A 16941-nucleotide genomic window follows, 5' to 3' on the forward strand; every position below is an offset into this window, starting at 1 on the left:
CAGGCTCCGAGGAGGAGGAACGCTCCGAAGAGTGCGACGGCGATGATCGTTACGACGATGGCAAACGTGCTCATTGTTCTCTTTAGGTGGACGTGTACACGCGGGGGCGTGGGGTGATGTACTGGGTGTCCACTTCTTCGTACGTAATCTGGGGTGCGTCGTCTACGAACGCTGCCTTGGTGGTCTTGAGGAATTGCTCGTCTTCGCGGTTGGGGAAGTCGGGCTTGTAGTGGGCTCCGCGGGATTCGTCCCGAAGGCGCGCGCCCTTTACGATGACGCGGGCCAGCTGCAGCATGTTCCAGAGCTGGCGGGTGAAGGCGAAGCTGGTGTTGGCCCACTGGCTCTTGTCGCTGAGGTTGATGTTCTTGTAGCGGTCCATGAGCTCGACGATCTTGGCGTCGGCTTCGGCGAGGCCGGCGTTGTAGCGGATGATCGTGGCGTGCTTGGTCATGGTTTCGCCGAGGTCGCGCCAGATGCGGAAGGGATTTTCCTTGCCCTGGTTGGAGATGAGGGCGTGGTTCATCATCTTCTGACGGGCGAGCTCGGCGGCGTGGCCGCCGTCGCCCTGCATCGCTGGGAGGTTCTTGGCGTACTTGATGGCTTCGGGACCGGCGATGAAGCCGCCGTAGATGCAGCTGAGGAGCGAGTTGGCTCCGAGGCGGTTGGCGCCGTGGATGGAGTAGTCGGCCTCACCCGCGGCGAAGATGCCGGGGATGTTGGTCTGCTGCTGGAAGTCCACCCAGAGGCCGCCCATGGTGTAGTGCATGCCAGGGAAGATCTTCATCGGGACCTTGCGGGGATCGTCGCCGACGAACTTCTCGTAGATCTCGAGGATGCCTTCGAGCTTGTGGAGGCTGGCCGGGGGAAGCTGCGAGACGTCGAGATAGACCATGGGTTGGCCGTCGATGCCCATGCCGAGCTCGTAGACGACGCGGAAGATGGCGCGGGTGGCGATATCGCGCGGCACGAGGTTGCCGTACTTGGGGTACCACTCTTCGAGGAAGTAGAAGCGTTCGGTTTCGGGGATGCTGGTGGGGGCGCGCTTGTCGTTCTTGTCGCGGGGGACCCAGACGCGGCCGCCCTCACCGCGGGCGGACTCGGACATGAGGCGGAGTTTGTCTTCGCCGGGGATGGCGGTGGGATGGACCTGGATGAACTCGCCGTTGGCGTAGTACGCGCCCTGCTGATAGAGCGCGGACTGGGCGGAGCCGGTGCAGACAACGGAGTTGGTGGACTTGCCGAAGATGGCTCCGTTGCCTCCGGTGCAGACGATGACGGCGTCGGCGGGGAAGGTGCGGAGTTCCATGGTGCGGAGGTCCATGGCGCAGATGCCGCGGGCGACGCCGTTGTTGTCGAGGACGGCGGAGAGGAACTCCCAGCCTTCGTACTTCTGGACCTTGCCTTCGGATTCGAAGCGGCGGACCTGCTCGTCGAGGGCGTAGAGGAGCTGCTGGCCGGTGGTTGCGCCCGCGAAGGCGGTGCGGTGATAGAGCGTTCCGCCGAAGCGGCGGAAGTCGAGCAGGCCTTCGGGGGTGCGGTTGAAGGGCACGCCCATGCGATCGAGGAGATCGATGATGGCGGGGCCCATGGCGGTCATGGCCTTGACGGGGGTCTGGTTGGCGAGGAAGTCGCCGCCATAGATGGTGTCGTCGAAGTGCTTGAGGACGTCGTCGCCTTCGCCCTTGAGGTTCTTGGCGGCGTTGATGCCTCCCTGGGCGCAGACGGAGTGTGAGCGCTTGACGGGGACGATGGAGAAGAGGTCAACTTTGCCGCCAGCTTCGGCGATCTTGATGACGGCGGAGAGGCCTGCTAGGCCTCCGCCGACTACGATGATGCGTGGTGTTGCTGCCATCTTGTTTGTCCTGCCTCGTAAGCTTTGTCTAATGTTGCGCGGTTCTGTTGGAGAGCATGCTCCAGAGGACCGATACCATCACGACGCCCATGACCATGGAGAGACGCCGAAAAACCAGGAACAGGTCGAGCTTCCAGCTGCCGGGGAAGAGCTCGCGGTGGGTGTGTTCCAGCTCGCGATACTGCTTCCAGGTGATCACCTGCCAGTGCTTGACGGGGGATCGGTGGCCGGAGCGGTTGATCTCCGCGATGAGCCAGTGCTCGAGGAGGCAGAAGCCCGGGACGATGACCAGTACGGCGGTGATCAGGAGCGTCTGCAGGACCCGGAGCGTCATTTTTGTTGTCTCCGAAACCCCGTTGCGTTGGTGCGGGGGGTTGGTGGTTGCGTACCTCAGGGGCTGAAGCCCCTTTCGTTCTTGTTCTGGTGTCACGGCTGAAGCCGTGACCTGCCGTTCGTGCCTCGAGCTGAACGAGGACATCCGTGGTGTCGATGCGATGCTGTGTCCTACCTAGAAAAAACGCCTTTGAAGTGCGTGACGATGAGTAATGCACAGGCTAAAAGCCAACTCGTGGTGCCTGCCAATTGCAATCTGCGTAACTTCCGCTTGGTCGGACCTTCCGGAAAGTTGTTCCATCGTCGCAGGAACTCAATCTTGTTGTTGACGCCCATTCTCACCGGCGGTCCCAATTCGTAGAGGCTTCGCCAATTCCTGTAGGAACAGATCAGGGCCGTTACGATCAGCACGGCGCAGATACCGTCGGCAGCGCGGAGCACCAAGGTTTACTCCTGAACCGCCATTGCTGCCACCGCAGCATGTGGCGTGGGCATTGTCATGCTCACGTGGGTGTCGGGCATGGCGTCTTCGGGGGCGGGGGGGGCGGTGACTACGGCGAAGATGCTGGCCAGGCCCATGGCGCAGATGAGGAGGCCGCCGGCGGCGCAGACGTAACCGAAGGTCTTGCGGGCCTTTTCGCCGGGGGTGATGCCCCACTTGGCGGCGAAGAGCCAGACGCCGTAGGCGAAGTGCCAGCAGGTCGCGATCATCGCGATGACGTAGATGGCGAGCATCCAGGGGTTGGAGAGCTCGTGCTGGACCTTGGCGAAGGCCATGCCGGGGTGGTCCGGGAGATCGACGCCGGAGAAGCGCTGCCGCCAGACGTGCTGGACGATGTAGAGGAGCGCGATGATGCCGGTGATGCGCTGCATCACGTAGCCGAAGTTGCCGGCCCAGGGGTACACGTTGACGTTGGTGCGTCCCTTGATGGCGATGACGACGCCGTAGAGGGCGTGGTAGGCCAGGGGGATGAAGATGAAGACCCACTCCAGCACGCGGACGAGCGGCAGGGAGTTGAGGAAGAGCACCTGCTTGCCGTAGGCGAGGGGGCCGTGCACGGTCTCGAAGTTGGAGAGGATGTGCTCGAGGAGGAAGGCTCCGATGGGGACGATGCCGGTGAGGGAGTGCAGCCTGCGCCACAGGAAGGAGTTGCCCTGGGCGGCGCGGAGGGGCTGAACGCCTTTCAGCTGACCGGAATTGGAGGGTGGTGCGGGAGGTGCGGTGGCGGCCATGCGGTCTTCGACTCCTAGGTCAGAAAGGGGGCAAACGGACGCTGGAGCGCGGGAAGGATGGATCCGCACGGCACGTTTGCGGCAGGTCGATTATTCCGCCCGCTGGGAAGAGGGGTCAAGGGAAGTGTTGGGGGAACGCGCGGTTATCGGTGGATTTGTGCGGAGATGGGAGGGAGCCGGCCCGCCGTTGGCTGGCTTCGCCCGTCCTGGTAGCCCCGCTGGGGCGCGGTTCGCTGTTGCTGGGGCGCAGGGTAAAGTTTGGCGGCCTGCGAATGCATGTCTCAACTCTGAGACGTTGGCGCGCGGCTGGAGTTCAGCGGCTTACCTCAACCTTTCACGATGGGGCTGTAAGAGGATGGCCACCCGGGGGCGGATGGAGCTGTAGAGGTGTGAGGTATCCAGGCTGGAGCCAGGAGCGAGGGTGGTGGGTTTGGCTGGCGTTGGCAGCGGGCCTGGGCTTCTGTAGAGCTTTGAGGTGTTGAGCGATGAGCTATGAGGCGGAGTGGTCGAGGTGGGGGAGTTGCGCTAACAGGGCTCGGAAGGCGTTGCCACGGTGACTGAGGGACCACTTCTGGGGGGCGGGGAGTTCGGCGGTGGTGAGGCCTAGGGAGGGGATGAGGAAGAGCGGGTCGTAGCCGAAGCCGTTGTCGCCGCGGGGGGCGTCGAGGATCTGGCCTTCGACGGTGCCGTGGGCGCGGAGGAGGATGTGGCCGTCGTGGGCGAGGGCAAGGGCGCAGACGAAGCGGGCGGTGCGTGGGGAGTCCGGTGGAAGGGCGTGGAGGCGGGAGAGAAGTAGGGCGTTGTTGCGGGCGTCCTTGGAAGGAAGGGGTGATTTGGGAACCCACATCTCTTCGAGATATGGGGCGCCCAGATTCGTGGCGGGATCGAAGCCGGCGTCGTCGGCGAAGCGGGCGGAGCGGACGCCGGGGTCGCCGTGGAGGGCGTCGACTTCGAGGCCGGAGTCGTCGGCGAAGACGAGCAGGCCGGGAGCGGCGAGGGAGTAGGCGATGGCTTTGATCTCGGCGTTGCCGAGGAAGGTGGGGGCGTCTTCGATGGGCTCGGGGATGTCCTTGAGGCCGGGGAGGGGTTGCACCTCGATGCCTGCGGAGCTGGCGCTGGTGGCGAACTCGGCTAGCTTGCCTTTGTTGGAGGTCGCGGCGTAGAGGATCACGCATGACCTCCTATGGCGCGGGTGATCTCGGCGGCGGCGGCGCGGGCCAGGTCCGTGACCGTGGCGAGCGAGATCGAGGAGCTTTTCTGCTGGATGTAGGGGACGGTGAGGGCGCCGATGGCGGAGCCGCGGCTATCGAGGAGGGGGAAGCTGATGTTGACGACGCCCTTGACCTGGTAGCTGTCGCGCTTCTCGAAGCCGGCCTTGCGGATCTTCGCGAGGTGCTGGGCGAGGTCGCGGGGCGGCTTGTTGCCGGTCTGGCGGGACCATTCGGCGAGAGTGCGCTCGACGGCGGCTTCTTCCATGTGGGCGAGGATGACGTAGCCGGAGGCGGCTTCCATGATGTCGATGATGGAGCCGGGCTTGACGTAGAAGCCGACAGGGGCGGGAGAGTTGACCTGCGCGAGGATGACGACGCGGGCGTCCTCGACGACGCCGAGGTGGCAGGACTGCTGGCAGTCGTGGGCGAGGCGCTCGATGACGGGGAGAGCGTCGGCGATGAGGCGCTCGGTGGGCGGGTGCTCCTGGACGAGGCGGAAGAGCCGGAGGGTGAGAGCGTAGCGTTCGCCATCGACGAGGGCGATGTAGCCGCGGCGCTCGAGGGTGACGAGCATGCGGAAGATCTCGGAGATGGTGCGGTCGAGCTGGCGGGCGATTTCGCTCTTGGTGAGGCCGTCGCGCTGGCGGGCGAGGAGCTCGAGGACATCGAGGCCCTTTTCGAGCGCGGGCGTGGAGTAGCTGGTCTTGGGGCTTTGTCGCGAGGCTTCCCGCGGCGCGGGGACCTTCTTGCTGGCGGTGAGCATCGTGGTATCAAACTACCGAAGGCAGGGCGGGAAGTACAGCTTGGCAAAACGATGCCAGAGGCGGGCCGGAGCGGGTATCATCCCGTTCGGGAAACGATTTCTCGCGCGGCCTCGCGCCGGAGGGTGAACTTGCACATGACGAAGACTGGAACGCTGGCGGCGATCGCGCTGCTGGCCGCGGGAAGCATGCACGCTGCGTCGACGAAAGAGAACTGGGGCACGATGCCCGATGGGAAGGCTGTCGAGCTCTACACGCTAAACGATGGCGAACTGACGGTGACCATCACGAACTTCGGTGCGCATGTGGTCAGCATCGAAGCCCCGGACCGCGCGGGCAAGAAGGCGGATGTGGTGCTGGGGTATAAGGACCTCGGTGGGTATCTCAAGGACACATCGACGTATCTGGGCTCAGTGGTGGGCCGTTATGGCAACCGCATTGCCAAAGGGGCCTTTACGCTGGATGGGAAGAGGTACCAGATCCCGACGAACAACAATGGCAACGCGCTGCATGGCGGGACGGTGGGCTTTGATCGCAAGGTGTGGACGGGCCGGTTGACGGGCAGCGGAGTGGATCTGACCTATGTGAGCCCCGATGGCGAGATGGGTTTTCCGGGTAAGCTGACGGCGCATGTGCGCTACACACTGGAGGGCCGCAGCCTGCACATCGAATACAGCGCGACGACGGATAAGGACACGGTCGTGAACTTGACGAACCACAGTTACTTCAATCTTGGCGGCGAAGATTCTGGCGATATTCTCGGAGAGAAGATCATGATCAACGCGGACCGCTATACCCCGGTGGATGCAGGGCTGATTCCGACGGGCAAGCTGCCGCCGGTGGCGGGGACGCCGTTCGACTTCAAGAAGGCTACTGCCATCGGTGCGCGCATCGACGCGAACGATGAGCAGCTGAAGCTGGCGGGTGGATACGACCACAACTTCGTGCTGAATGGCGGAAGCACGCTGCACGTCGCGGCGAAGGTGGAAGACCCGAAGAGCGGACGAACGCTGACGGTGACGACGACGGAGCCGGGGGTGCAGTTCTACTCGGGCAATTTCCTCGATGGCACGATGACGGGCGTGGGTGGGAAGCTGTACGAGAAGCATGCGGGCTTCTGCCTGGAGACGCAGCACTTTCCGGATTCGCCGAATCAGCCTGCGTTCCCGTCGACGGAGCTGAAGCCGGGCCAGACGATGCGGTCTACTACGATCTTTACGTTTGGGGTGGAGAAGTAAGAACGCGGAGATAAGTCGATAGCCCATGGGGTCAGGGCGATCAGCCATTGACTGGGTATACCCCATCCAGTACGCAGATCATGAAATTGAGCGCCAGGTATGGCTGTCGATTTTCATGAGGGACAGCCGTGCCGTTGAGGCCGCCAGCGACGCTCAACGCCTGTTGCGACAAGGCTGTGGGAGCGCTTGCTACCGCGAACGTAGACTGGGCGAGCCCACTGGACGTGGGGCCAGTGATGTCCGCGACGATGCGGAAGTAATTCGCATTGGCCTCGGGTTTCCCTTCGTAGGCAGTCGTCCCCTTGCCACCGTTCGAGTAGGCGCCGCGCGTGGTGTGGTTATGAGCCGGAGTCGTCGAGATATTCAGCGTGACGGTGTTTGCCCCTGCCTGCGACGCTACGGGCCAGTTTGCGGTTCTGCAAGCCGGAAGGACTCCCTGGAGATTTGGGAGTGCGAAGCTGTTCTGACTCTGTTGTCCACCGTACAAATTACCGATCAGGCTATAGAGCGCCTGGTACTGAGCGATGGGAAGGGTTCTGCCGTCGCATGGCAGCCAGCTCGGTGTGACGTAATTGAATCCGAACGCACGAATTTCTCCGATGTAAGCGTCCATAGCAGAGATTCTCCTTTGATTTAGCTGGGGAATTGAGGATAGATGCCGTTAATGGCGATGATGTAGCTCACAGCGAGAGTTGGCATAACGTTCTGGTGACCACCTGAACCGCCGGACACGCCCACGACGGCCAGAGCCAGGTCGGGAGTGGCTGTTGGTTTCTCAGCGTCGGGCCTCATGTAAAGAATGTCATTGGGCACCGAGGGCGCTCCCAGTGCGACGCCGGTACCTGGCACGGAGGTGGTCGCGGTGTTGGCGCTTGCGTTGAGCGCGTGCGTGTGCGCCGGCATCCCGGAGATGTCGAGCGTGACTGTTACTTCACCGCCGGACTGCCCGATCGTTCGGGTGACGGGCGGCGTCTCCGTGTCCTGCCCCTGGCCGACCGGGACGGCGCCTATGTTGCTCTTGAGTGGACTCGCGAGATTGGGAAGGGCGAAGGTGTTTGGAGCAGTTCCTCCGAAGGTGTTCCCGATCAGGCTAAAGAGGACGGGGTAATCATTGATGTTGAGTGTCGATCCATCGCAGAGATGCCAATCCTGGGGCACCTGCGGTCCGCTAAAGATACGAATTTCTCCTGCATACCAATCCATGTGCTGTTTCTCCTAAATTTCTTCCATCAATCGTGAGGTGGATAGAGGCCCTGCGTGGCGACGCAGTAATTGAGAACCTGAAAAGGCTGCATGTTGTCATGCGGCCCGCCTCCTCCCTCAGTTGAGATGGAGTTGGCATTCAGCGCTACAAGATTGGTGTCAGGAGCATAGATGGGATGAGCCGCGTTCTGCGCAAAGATCAGATTCGAAGCCTCGAAACCCGAAGTTGCGGCTGTCTGCTGAGCGTTAAAGGTGTGATTGTGGGGTGGAAGGTTGTTCAGCGTGAGTGTGACTGCCGAACTTCCGCCTTTATCGCCGATGTTGTACGTGATGGCGGAGGTGTTCCATGTTCTGCCGAGTGGAGTTCGCCCGCGAAGATCCGGCACGCCGAAGGTTGTCCTGCCATCGCCGCCGTAGTAGGTGCTCAACAGCGAATAAAGCGCCTGGTTCTGCGCAATCTGCAGAAGCGACCCATCGCAGAGGCGCCACCCTGTTGGAGCTTTTGAAAAGGCGAAGAGACGTATCTCGCCAAGAAACCAATCACCCATATCTTCCTCTCCTCGTAATGCAGGTGTGGAGGAACGCTAACACGGGGGTGCTCTGTGAATGCAAAAGGATGGAATTAATTTGCTGTTCCATCCGCGACGCCGATTTGAGATGGGAATGCCATCCTTCGCTGCCCCGATTGAGTGGCGCTGATCGGCGACGAGAAGGTAGAGGACAGGTTGTGGGAAAAGATTGGCAACGACGCTGTTGCCGCCCATGAAGCCCGCGGGTCTCACGGATTCGAAGACCGGCCGCTGGCCCTACGCTTATGTGGCGTTGCGTCTCGAAAGGCGTCTGTTCGAAGACCGTTTGTCTCTGTGGGGATTAAGCAGCCAACTTATACCGGCAGAGAGAAGATACTGCCGTCTTCGACCCTGCGTACGAAACGTATCAAACTGATGGCACGCATGAGGAGAAGTACATAGCTCGAGAAAGACGATGCCGAAGTGGCTGCGGGCCAATCGGCGACCATCGCCTTCATCTTAGGGAAATCCATGACGTTGCGAAGCAGATCGTAATCCCGCGCCCGCTCCAGTTCGCGGATGATCTCGGCGCGTTCCTTTTTGAGGTGAGATTCCGCGTCTGCTCCCTGAAGTCCTTTGCGACGCTCCTGTAATACCTGATCGGGGACCAGCCCGGCCATGGCATCCCGTATCAAGGAGCGCGGAATCCCGTTACGAAGGTACTGCTCGTCCGGTACGGAGAGGCAGTATTCGACGACGCGGAGGTCGCCGGTTGGATCCAGCCAGTCGACGCCACCAAGCCGCTGGTACATGGCCTGGATGGGGCCGGCATCGGCGCGTTCCATGGAAGCCAGCCGGAGCTCCCGGCTGTCACCCCTCTGCAGCTCACGCTGGCGAGTCTCAATTCCGTGCCGATGCCGGCGGACAAAATCATCCGTGCACAAGCTGAGGAAGCCCAGCCCTGAAGACTCCTGCTTTCCTCGATGACGCGCGAGATCCAGCGTACGGGATGGGAACCAGCGGCCCATTGCCGTGCGCAGAAGAGAACGGGCGGCCATGCCGTCACGATGGAGGTCTTCGGCGAGATGCAACGCATCGGGAAGACGGCCTCTCCGGATGAGGCTGTGCAGCGCTCCCGCCCCGTTCCAACTCACGGTGTTGTTGCCTACCTGGCTATTCAGGAGAGCCTTCAGGCCTCTCTGTCTGGACTGGCGCATGATGCCGAACATCCAAACCCCATTGCTGGGGTTGAGAAAGGGCGTTTCCCCGGCGCTGCTGAGGGCGTCCAGCGCCTCGAAGACACCGGCGCAGTCGCTCGGGACCAGCGTGTGTTCGACATTGGAATACATCCGGGTTACGGCAGCCGCATATGGCCCCTCATGAAAGAAGCGGTCGTGGAGGTCGGGCGGGGTCTCGCCGACAGGGACCGAGGTGAATGCGGTCAGCGTCCCGCCCTGACGTTCGAGCAGGCCCGCAGCGATTGCCGTCGTCGAGGAGCTGTCCAGGCCCCCGCTCAGCTCGACTCCGAGCGGCGTCTCCTGAAGGCGGCAAGCCACGGACTGCGTGAGGACCGCCCGAAGGCCGTCGGCATACTCACGGGGATCGCGGAGACGGAGCATCGCGATGCGCTCGGGATACCAGAAACGGCACAGGCTGAGCTTTCCCTGATCCCAAAGCACCGCATGCCCTTTCGGCACCATCGTGATGTCGCGAAAGAACGTGCGATCCGTGGTGTCGTAGTAACAGAGCCACTCCTCGACCTTGGCCTGGTCGAGGGCGAACGCAATCTCTGGATCGGCGGCCAGGCCGCACACCTGGGAGGCGAATCGCAGCTGCTGATTCCTGTGCCAGTAATAGAGCGGGCGTCTACCTCCGGCATCCCGGGCGAGCAGAACCCGGCGCTGCGACACGCTGCATGCAGCCAGTGCGAAGTCGCCGAGGAGATGCTCCGGCAGGTCGGCGCCCCAGCGCTTCCATCCCGTCAACAGGACGTTCGCTGCGTCAGCGCTTTCGAGGGAGAGCATGTCGGCCAGCTCACGGAAGTTGTCGATACGACCGTCCAGCAGCACGAGGTCGTCAGCATTGCCTGCGATGAGTGAGGATCCGCAGGCGGCCACAGCAAAGCCAGGACCTTCGACGTGACCGCGAGGGATGCCAGGCTGGTCCTGAAGAGCATCCATCATTCTCACGACGGGTATCGATGCCGCTCCTCCGAAACCACCAGCTATGGGCATCTATCTCTTTATCTTCAGGCGAATGGTCTTCAGGTGGAATGCGATCAGCCTCGACCCGCTCGATGCACCGGCAGCTTGCGGGCTGGAGGTTACAGACACGCAAAATCCCCAGCCGACAGCTGGGGATCTCACTGAGCGTGGGCTCTGATCGAAACTCAGAGGAGCGATCTCATTACGAACTACGAGGCAAAAGGGGCGTCGGGAGCACCGGGGTTTCCTGTGCCTTCTGCGTTTTCAATGCCAAGGACGGTCAGCTTCGGGGCGGTCCACTGCTTGGCGGACTCCGAAACCTCGACGATGCTTCCATTCTGCTCTTGTTCCATAAGCTCCTCAATGCCACAAGAATACGGTGTTTCTGCTGGTCATGCTAGCACGGGCCGGAGTCAACCGCTCTTCCGACGCCGACCACGGGGAGACTGATCTCGGTACCCCGCCCGTTTTGACGCAGAAGGCGCCGGGGATGTTTCCCTGCCCGGTGACGATGGCCGGTAGACATGCATTTGGGTGAAGCGGCCTCGTCCGACGCCGCCAACGACGCAAATCTCTCCAGCCTGCACCCACACATGGGCTTCCAGTGCCTGGAGGTCGGATTTCGCCACGCCGTAGTGTAGCGTTGCCGGGATGCCGCGGGAACAAAGCATGTGCTGGGCAGCGATCCCCTGATGAAAGCAAACGGTCCGCCAGGGGACGCGCCGTGAAGCCGCGGAGATAGCCCACTCCACACGCGCGATCGACGACGTCTGCTCCGCAGCTTCGCAGCGGGAATTCAGACGCGGCTGCAGCAGACGCCGGTAGAGCTTGCCTGGCAGGACATCCAGCGCCAGCCACGCGACAAAAAGCCACGCCGCTGCAGAGATGAGGAGCGGGAGGTCTCGTCTCCGCTGCCAGATTCGTCCCGGCCACGTGGTGCGGGTGGGCCCGGGAGATTGCGCCGGATCATTCACTGGACGCCTCCGCGGGCTGGAGATGGAACGACTCAAGCAGCGCCGCCGTCTCCGGCAAGCGGTCCAGGTCCATGCGCCGCGAGAGCAGGCGCATGGGGAGGGAAGACGCGAGCCGCGCCGTCTGCGCAAACAGCAAGGGAGAAAGACCCATTCCCCGGGCGATGAGATGGCGGTAGACCTGTCGATGCAGCCGGTGCAATGCTTCCGGCGTGGTGAGCTCCGTTATGCCTTCGGGTTCGGTTTCCTGGGCGGCGCGCAGGAAGTACACGGCGTGGAGCGGGACGGGGTCCGGGGTAAAGTGGGCGACATCGCTAAAGCGAAAGTGATGCTTGTCCCCGTCATGATGCAAGCCTTCTGGATCGATCTTGAGCGCTTGCATCGAACGCGGCCAGAGTTTGACGCGCGGGAAGGCCGGCTGCACCATGGGCACCGGTCCGCTCAGGTCCAGAACGCAGAGGTCGTCCGAGAGCAGGACGTGCCCTCGCGCCGCGAGCGCCGCCGCTAGGGTGGACTTGCCTATGCCGGAGTTTCCAGAGAAGGCGCAGGCCTGCCCGCCGAGACTCAAACAGGCCGCGTGCAGCGGATACAGGCCTCTTTGATGGCAGAGCACACCGACGACCGTGCCAAGGAGATAGTTCCGCAGCGTGGAAGCCTCCACCTCAGCGCATGGTGCAATCTGCACCTCCACGCCGTCGCGGATCAGGAAGCGGGCGACCGAAGGGATATCCATCCAGCAGCGATTGCCGTGCACCACGATCCGCACCTGCGCATGATCGATGATGGCGCCCTGCAGCTCTTCGGGCTCGGTAAGGCGGAAGGAAACATCCGCGGGTCGATCCTCGCCGAACCACGGATACAACTCGGGGAGAGCCACCTCGGACCGGACGCGCCAGCCGCAAAGGTAGGCATCCGTGACCATGCTCATCGAACGTCGGTCTCCATTCGCGTCCGATCCCTGAGCTCGATCAAGGCACAGCCGCGCATGGCCTCCAGCAGCGCGAGCACATCCTGCGCAATGACCTCGGGCGCGGCGTTGTACTCGCCAGCCAGCGAGTTGCAGAGCTCTGCGATGGAAATCGGCTGCTCCAGCTGCCGCCAGATCTCGCTGCCGATGGCATCGAGACCGTAGTATTCGCCCCGGTCGAGATTCATCAGCACGACCTCTCCCTGCACCTCAGCCGCCAGAGCCTCAGGGTTCCGCTGGACGACGGCATCGAAATGGAGAAGTGGTTCAATCATCAAAGTTCATCACGTACGAGGTTGGGGAGCTTAGGCCGTTGCAGGCGGGCTTTCGTCACTCAAATCGTATGTTACTCAAATCGTACGCGATCCTCAGGGCGAAGATGAGGATGAGAATGAGGTCGCGTCCTGGACCTGCGCGCAGCCAGTAACCAGCGCTCCTTCGATACGCCGACTAAGCCTCTCGGCCCTTGTACGAAGCCGAAGCCTCACGCTAACTCAAAATCCACTCTTTGTCTTCTGATGTGACTCGCATTTCCGGCGCTGTGGGCGCGGCCTAGGGTCTTGTGGGCAGGCCAATGAGCGGTGTGCGGAGCGGGGTAGCGAGGCCGAGGAATTCGGTGATGCTGCCGGCGGCAGAGTTTGCGACCCAGACGTTGCCCTGGGCATCGATCGCGATGCCAGCGGGCTGGCTCAAGCCTGCATCGCTGCCGAAGCCCGCTGCGGGTGAGAGCGCGTTGCTGGCGGTGCCGGTGCTTGAGGCGGTGAAGGCGGCGATGGATTTGCCCTGGAAGTTTGTGACCCAGACGTTGCCTGCGCCGTCGATGGCGAGCGATTGCGGATAGTAGAGGCCACCGACTCCGGTGAGGCGCTGCAGGATTGTCCCGCTGGGATTAAGCTCCAGCAGTGCTGAAGCGTCGTAATCGGTGAGCCAGACGTTGCCGGAGGGATCGAGGCCGATGCTGGAGGGAGCGCCGTGGCAGCAGCTATATTGCGTGGCCACGCCAGTGGGACTCATGCGTACTGCCGAACCGTCGGCAGCGAACCATGCGTTTCCGGAGGCGTCGGTTGCAACGGCGACGGGAAAGGGAAGGCTGGCGGAGGTGAATCCGGCGGTTCCGGAAGTTGACGTGCCGTCCGCGGCGAGCAGGGTTGCGCCGGCACGGCCGTAGTCGGCAATCCAGACGCCGCCGCTGGGAGCGATGGCAACGGCTGCCGGGAAGTACACGCCGCCTGCGGTGTACCCACTGCCGGAGAGCACCTGGCCGGTGGAGCTCAGCTTGGTGACGCTGCCGAAGCCATCGTTGACGCTGCCGGCCGACTCCTGATTGGTGATCCAGGCATTGTCCTGGGCATCGATGGCGATGCCATAGGACTCATAGAGGCTGGCGCTGGCGAAGCCGTTGGCCGCTGCGGGCTCGCCGAGTGGCGAGAGCTTGGAGGCGACGCTGGAGAAGTTAGCTGCCCAGAGGTTGCCGCCGGAGTCGACGGCGACGGCGTTGGGATTGTTGAGGCCTGCACCGGTGTAGGTGATGGCCAGCGTCCAGTCCGGCGGCGCGCTTCCAAGCTTCGGAGTGAATGGCGCACTGGCACTGACGCTGACCGTGGCATAGAGGGTGGCGGGCTGGCTGCCGGGGGCATGCGCGAGGTTCAGCGCGGCGTCCAGCGTGTCGGTGGGCGCTGTGCCATTGCTGGGGGTGGTGAGAGCGAAGAGCGTACCGCAGGGTGAGCCATCGTTCGCGCTGCCTCCGGCCGTAGCGACGCACACTGCGAGCACATCGGCCAGCGTGTTGAGCTTGGCGAGGGGCGCCGTCGCGGTGGCGGGCAGGTTGCTGCCGGGCGCTGTGCCCGCGCTCATGGTTACGAGACTCCGCGCGAGGGCGAAGGCGTTGGCGAGACCAGTTGTATTCGTCGAGCTTGTGCCCAGCGCGGTCGGGCCCCCGAGGAACTGAGCCAGTGCGTAGACGCTCGCGACGGTGGTGAGCTCGTTAATCGTCAGCGTCGTGCTGGAGGTGATGCTGGAGCAGTCCCCGATGAGCGCCATCATAGTGGTGTTGGCATTGACGCCCCTGCCGGCGTTGCCCCCGGTAGCCACCACGTAGAGCTGTTGCCCGGCGGTGCAGCTGTAGTACGTCATGCTGAACGTGCCGTCGGTCGCGGTGGTCACCGTCTGCGTGAGAAGGCTGGCAGAAGCGACGCCATAGCCGGAGGTGCTGGCGGCATAGAGCGCGATTGTCGCATCCGCGATCGGCTGCTGCCCGTTGCGCACGATGCCGGTGACGGCCGTGCTGGTCGGGCCACTGGGAGGCGTGGGGGGCGTTGGGGGCGTGGGTGGGGTAGGTTGCGAGGGCGTGGAAGGCGGGGAAGTTGTAGCGACCGTGGTGGTGATCGCGCTGCCGCATCCGGCCGCACAGAGCGCGAGCAGGGGATAGAAAACGAGCCCAGGTAAGAGGGCCGACAGAGAGTGGAGCCGAAGACGCGGTCGAGATGGTTCTGGGCCGATGGAGGAGTCGTGAGGTAGTCGCATCGCAGTCTCGTTACTTGCCAACAGGCGGGCGGGGATCAGGGACGGTGACCGGCGGACTCGACGGGCCGCTGCAGGTCGACGTTCGCGAGGAAGAGGCGGGCGTCCTGCGCGAAGGCCGAGCGCAGTTGATCGGAGGATCGCGGGTCGCTGTCGGGCCACTCACGACGGAGGAAGATAGGAATCCGTTTTCCCGGGCCGAGCGTGAGATCGGCCGCGCTCCCGACATTCATTTTCAGGCCCAGTGGACCTTGCCCGGAGATGGTTGCGAAGCAACGCTGCATGGAGCAGATGGACTCCGCGATCTCCTGCCGCAGAGCGCCGTCGTCAAAGAAGCTGACCGCAAGCACCATGGGCGACTGCGAGAGAGATTCCGCAGTGAGGCTGCCGGTCCACACCGGATAGAGGCCCTGCACCCGCTTACTGCCGACGACCATGTGATCGGAGGTGAGGAGATAGAAGCCAAGCGTCAGCCGCTGTGGGGGAAGGCCACCGGAGGGCGCCGTGCTGTAGTCTCCGAGCACCATCATCAGCACACCCGACTGCTGCTCGCCGTAGCTGCGCTGCAGCTGATAGGGTCCAACCTGCGGAGGCAGGAGCTTTACGGCGTTGGCCAGGGTCAGGGGAGCCAGGCCCGTCTCGGCAGGCTGCCTCGCTTGTACGGTGTGGGCTGCGAGGGCGAGAAGCAGAAGGCAAACAGCGCGCAGCAGCGTGGCTCGCACTTGACGTGCGGAGGCAGGCTGCAGCGGCGCAGGAGCCGCGGCGGATTCAATCGCAGGGGGAGCGAGCGTACGGAGCCAATATCCGAAGGCCAGCGTAGCGACGAGAAAGAGCGTGCCGCCGATGGCATAGTCCGCGCCAGCGCCGTGACGCTGGAGGGAAGGAAGCACGAGTCCGACGCGGTAATAGACGACCAGCACGCAGAGCCGAAGGAGATTGAGCGCGAAGCCCGCGGCGAAGCCGAGCGCCGTCACCATGACCAGCCGGCGGGGCCGCACGCGGATGGCATAACCGAAGATGAGCGCGAGATAAGCAAGCGTGACGGAGCCGCGCACACCGTTGCAGCCGGGCACGATCATCATGCCGAAGTTGGGAGCGAAGATCATGCGCAGCTGCTCACCGCTGGGGTGCAGGCCGATCAGGTGAGCGAAGGCGCGCGCTGTGTTCGCGGAGAACTCCTGCAGCGGCAGGTCCACCAGCAAGTTGTATAGATGGGGCACCGGGTTGAGGAGCAAGAGGAGGCAAAGCGGAGCGAGCGCGGCTCGCAACAGGCGGACGCCACCGAAAAGGACCACAGCTCCTGCCGCGTAGAGGAAGATTGCGAGGCCCATTTCGGCGGAGGCGATCTCGTGTCCATGGAGACTGAAACGCGGCCTAAATACGACCAGGAACTGCGCGAGCGGAGCCGAAATCACGATAGGTACAAGGCCCCATGCGGTTCCCTGCAGCGCCCATTGCTCCTCCCGCCAGGCACGCAAGATTCCCAGCAGACTGAGAAGCGGAAACCATGCCGCAATGGAGCGCAGCGGATCGCTGGCCCAGAGAGCTCGCAGCTGCATCCATGCAGGAAAGACCACCGAACTTCCTGCAAGCATCACGACGACGACGCCGATCAACGTGGCTGTCGTGACACTGTCGCTGCGCGATCGCAGCTCTGAGACCGAGTTCCCGCGAAGGCGGCTCGTGGACGCAACGGGGCCTGGAGACTCAGAGACCGGGCCCGATTCGACCGCTGCCACCATCAGCGGTTGCGCCGGCGGCGAAGCACCTTCGCCACGAGGGAGGAACCGTAGACCATGCCCGCCGCGCCGATCATCAGCAAAACATCGGTGGGCGCTTCCGGCGAATCGTCGCATCCCCCAATGGCGTGGAGATTCCCAGCGGACCCGAGGAGCGCGGCCATCACACAAAGTTTCAGAATCAGGTTTTTCTTCATAGT

17 protein-coding genes are annotated in these 16941 nt (G+C 63.2%); 1 reads left to right on the forward strand and 16 read right to left on the reverse strand.

Features of this window, described 5'->3' with window-relative positions:
• Window positions 1-82: 82 nt before the first annotated feature.
• From sdhA to AC5E6W_RS04585, 5 genes are all read right to left on the reverse strand, one after another.
• Window positions 83-1852: a succinate dehydrogenase flavoprotein subunit gene (sdhA, locus tag AC5E6W_RS04565; protein WP_491751081.1), complete on the reverse strand. Its 1770-nt coding sequence runs from the start codon at window positions 1850-1852 to the stop codon at window positions 83-85.
• A gap of 28 nt (window positions 1853-1880) precedes the next feature.
• Window positions 1881-2186 carry a hypothetical protein gene (locus AC5E6W_RS04570; protein ID WP_491751082.1) on the reverse strand — a complete coding sequence of 102 codons (306 nt, stop codon included), beginning with the start codon at window positions 2184-2186 and terminating at the stop codon, window positions 1881-1883.
• A 446-nt stretch (window positions 2187-2632) separates the two neighbouring features.
• Entirely contained in the window at window positions 2633-3418 is a 786-nt protein-coding gene (locus AC5E6W_RS04575) for a succinate dehydrogenase/fumarate reductase transmembrane subunit (RefSeq protein ID WP_491751083.1), read from the reverse strand.
• 490 nt (window positions 3419-3908) lie between these two features.
• Window positions 3909-4589 carry a non-canonical purine NTP pyrophosphatase gene (locus AC5E6W_RS04580; protein WP_491751084.1) on the reverse strand — a complete coding sequence of 227 codons (681 nt, stop codon included), beginning with the start codon at window positions 4587-4589 and terminating at the stop codon, window positions 3909-3911.
• The gene (locus tag AC5E6W_RS04585; RefSeq protein ID WP_491751085.1) at window positions 4586-5392 is read right to left on the reverse strand and encodes an IclR family transcriptional regulator; all 807 of its coding nucleotides are present in this window, start codon (window positions 5390-5392) and stop codon (window positions 4586-4588) included. Before AC5E6W_RS04585 ends, AC5E6W_RS04580 begins: the two co-directional genes overlap by 4 nt.
• 135 nt (window positions 5393-5527) lie before the next feature.
• Between AC5E6W_RS04585 and AC5E6W_RS04590 the strand changes: the two genes are divergently transcribed.
• Window positions 5528-6628, forward strand: coding sequence for an aldose epimerase family protein (locus AC5E6W_RS04590; RefSeq protein ID WP_491751086.1), 1101 nt, complete (start codon window positions 5528-5530; stop codon window positions 6626-6628).
• A 40-nt stretch (window positions 6629-6668) separates the two neighbouring features.
• On the opposite strand, the gene AC5E6W_RS04595 is transcribed toward AC5E6W_RS04590, so the two are convergent.
• From AC5E6W_RS04595 to AC5E6W_RS04645, 11 genes are all read right to left on the reverse strand, one after another.
• Entirely contained in the window at window positions 6669-7241 is a 573-nt protein-coding gene (locus AC5E6W_RS04595) for a phage tail protein (protein WP_491751087.1), read from the reverse strand.
• Between the two features lie 20 nt (window positions 7242-7261).
• Window positions 7262-7831, reverse strand: coding sequence for a phage tail protein (locus AC5E6W_RS04600; RefSeq protein WP_491751088.1), 570 nt, complete (start codon window positions 7829-7831; stop codon window positions 7262-7264).
• Between the two features lie 26 nt (window positions 7832-7857).
• Window positions 7858-8379 (reverse strand): phage tail protein, encoded by a 522-nt coding sequence (locus AC5E6W_RS04605; RefSeq protein WP_491751089.1) that lies wholly within the window; start codon window positions 8377-8379, stop codon window positions 7858-7860.
• Window positions 8380-8714: 335 nt separating this feature from the next.
• On the reverse strand, window positions 8715-10523 hold the full coding sequence (locus tag AC5E6W_RS04610; RefSeq protein WP_491751090.1) for an asparagine synthetase B family protein: 1809 nt from the start codon (window positions 10521-10523) through the stop codon (window positions 8715-8717).
• A 230-nt stretch (window positions 10524-10753) separates the two neighbouring features.
• Entirely contained in the window at window positions 10754-10897 is a 144-nt protein-coding gene (locus tag AC5E6W_RS04615) for a hypothetical protein (protein WP_491751091.1), read from the reverse strand.
• 60 nt (window positions 10898-10957) lie between these two features.
• Window positions 10958-11518, reverse strand: a complete 561-nt coding sequence (locus AC5E6W_RS04620) for a lasso peptide biosynthesis B2 protein (protein WP_491751092.1) — start codon at window positions 11516-11518, stop codon at window positions 10958-10960.
• Window positions 11511-12443, reverse strand: a complete 933-nt coding sequence (locus tag AC5E6W_RS04625) for a hypothetical protein (protein ID WP_491751093.1) — start codon at window positions 12441-12443, stop codon at window positions 11511-11513. The genes AC5E6W_RS04620 and AC5E6W_RS04625 overlap by 8 nt, the downstream gene beginning before the upstream one ends.
• Window positions 12440-12757 carry a PqqD family protein gene (locus AC5E6W_RS04630; RefSeq protein WP_491751094.1) on the reverse strand — a complete coding sequence of 106 codons (318 nt, stop codon included), beginning with the start codon at window positions 12755-12757 and terminating at the stop codon, window positions 12440-12442. Before AC5E6W_RS04630 ends, AC5E6W_RS04625 begins: the two co-directional genes overlap by 4 nt.
• Before the next feature lie 277 nt (window positions 12758-13034).
• Window positions 13035-15005, reverse strand: a complete 1971-nt coding sequence (locus AC5E6W_RS04635; RefSeq protein ID WP_491751095.1) for an NHL repeat-containing protein — start codon at window positions 15003-15005, stop codon at window positions 13035-13037.
• Between the two features lie 35 nt (window positions 15006-15040).
• A complete protein-coding gene (xrtJ, locus tag AC5E6W_RS04640) occupies window positions 15041-16744 on the reverse strand; it encodes an exosortase J (protein WP_491751096.1) in 1704 nt (567 codons plus the stop codon).
• Window positions 16744-16938: a PExPT-CTERM protein gene (locus AC5E6W_RS04645; protein ID WP_491751097.1), complete on the reverse strand. Its 195-nt coding sequence runs from the start codon at window positions 16936-16938 to the stop codon at window positions 16744-16746. The genes xrtJ and AC5E6W_RS04645 overlap by 1 nt, the downstream gene beginning before the upstream one ends.
• Window positions 16939-16941 lie beyond the last annotated feature (3 nt).

The sequence above is a fragment of the Bryocella sp. genome, assembly GCF_058498515.1.

Bases quoted from the DNA above. Each gene is read 5' to 3' on its own strand.
- sdhA (WP_491751081.1), bottom strand. From the start codon at position 1,852: ATGGCAGCAACACCACGCATCATCGTAGTCGGCGGAGGCCTAGCAGGC.
- AC5E6W_RS04570 (WP_491751082.1), bottom strand. From the start codon at position 2,186: ATGACGCTCCGGGTCCTGCAGACGCTCCTGATCACCGCCGTACTGGTC.
- AC5E6W_RS04575 (WP_491751083.1), bottom strand. From the start codon at position 3,418: ATGGCCGCCACCGCACCTCCCGCACCACCCTCCAATTCCGGTCAGCTG.
- AC5E6W_RS04585 (WP_491751085.1), bottom strand. From the start codon at position 5,392: ATGCTCACCGCCAGCAAGAAGGTCCCCGCGCCGCGGGAAGCCTCGCGA.
- AC5E6W_RS04590 (WP_491751086.1), top strand. From the start codon at position 5,528: ATGACGAAGACTGGAACGCTGGCGGCGATCGCGCTGCTGGCCGCGGGA.
- AC5E6W_RS04595 (WP_491751087.1), bottom strand. From the start codon at position 7,241: ATGGACGCTTACATCGGAGAAATTCGTGCGTTCGGATTCAATTACGTC.
- AC5E6W_RS04600 (WP_491751088.1), bottom strand. From the start codon at position 7,831: ATGGATTGGTATGCAGGAGAAATTCGTATCTTTAGCGGACCGCAGGTG.
- AC5E6W_RS04605 (WP_491751089.1), bottom strand. From the start codon at position 8,379: ATGGGTGATTGGTTTCTTGGCGAGATACGTCTCTTCGCCTTTTCAAAA.
- AC5E6W_RS04610 (WP_491751090.1), bottom strand. From the start codon at position 10,523: ATGATGGATGCTCTTCAGGACCAGCCTGGCATCCCTCGCGGTCACGTC.
- AC5E6W_RS04615 (WP_491751091.1), bottom strand. From the start codon at position 10,897: ATGGAACAAGAGCAGAATGGAAGCATCGTCGAGGTTTCGGAGTCCGCC.
- AC5E6W_RS04625 (WP_491751093.1), bottom strand. From the start codon at position 12,443: ATGAGCATGGTCACGGATGCCTACCTTTGCGGCTGGCGCGTCCGGTCC.
- AC5E6W_RS04630 (WP_491751094.1), bottom strand. From the start codon at position 12,757: ATGATTGAACCACTTCTCCATTTCGATGCCGTCGTCCAGCGGAACCCT.
- AC5E6W_RS04635 (WP_491751095.1), bottom strand. From the start codon at position 15,005: ATGCGACTACCTCACGACTCCTCCATCGGCCCAGAACCATCTCGACCG.
- xrtJ (WP_491751096.1), bottom strand. From the start codon at position 16,744: ATGGTGGCAGCGGTCGAATCGGGCCCGGTCTCTGAGTCTCCAGGCCCC.
- AC5E6W_RS04645 (WP_491751097.1), bottom strand. From the start codon at position 16,938: ATGAAGAAAAACCTGATTCTGAAACTTTGTGTGATGGCCGCGCTCCTC.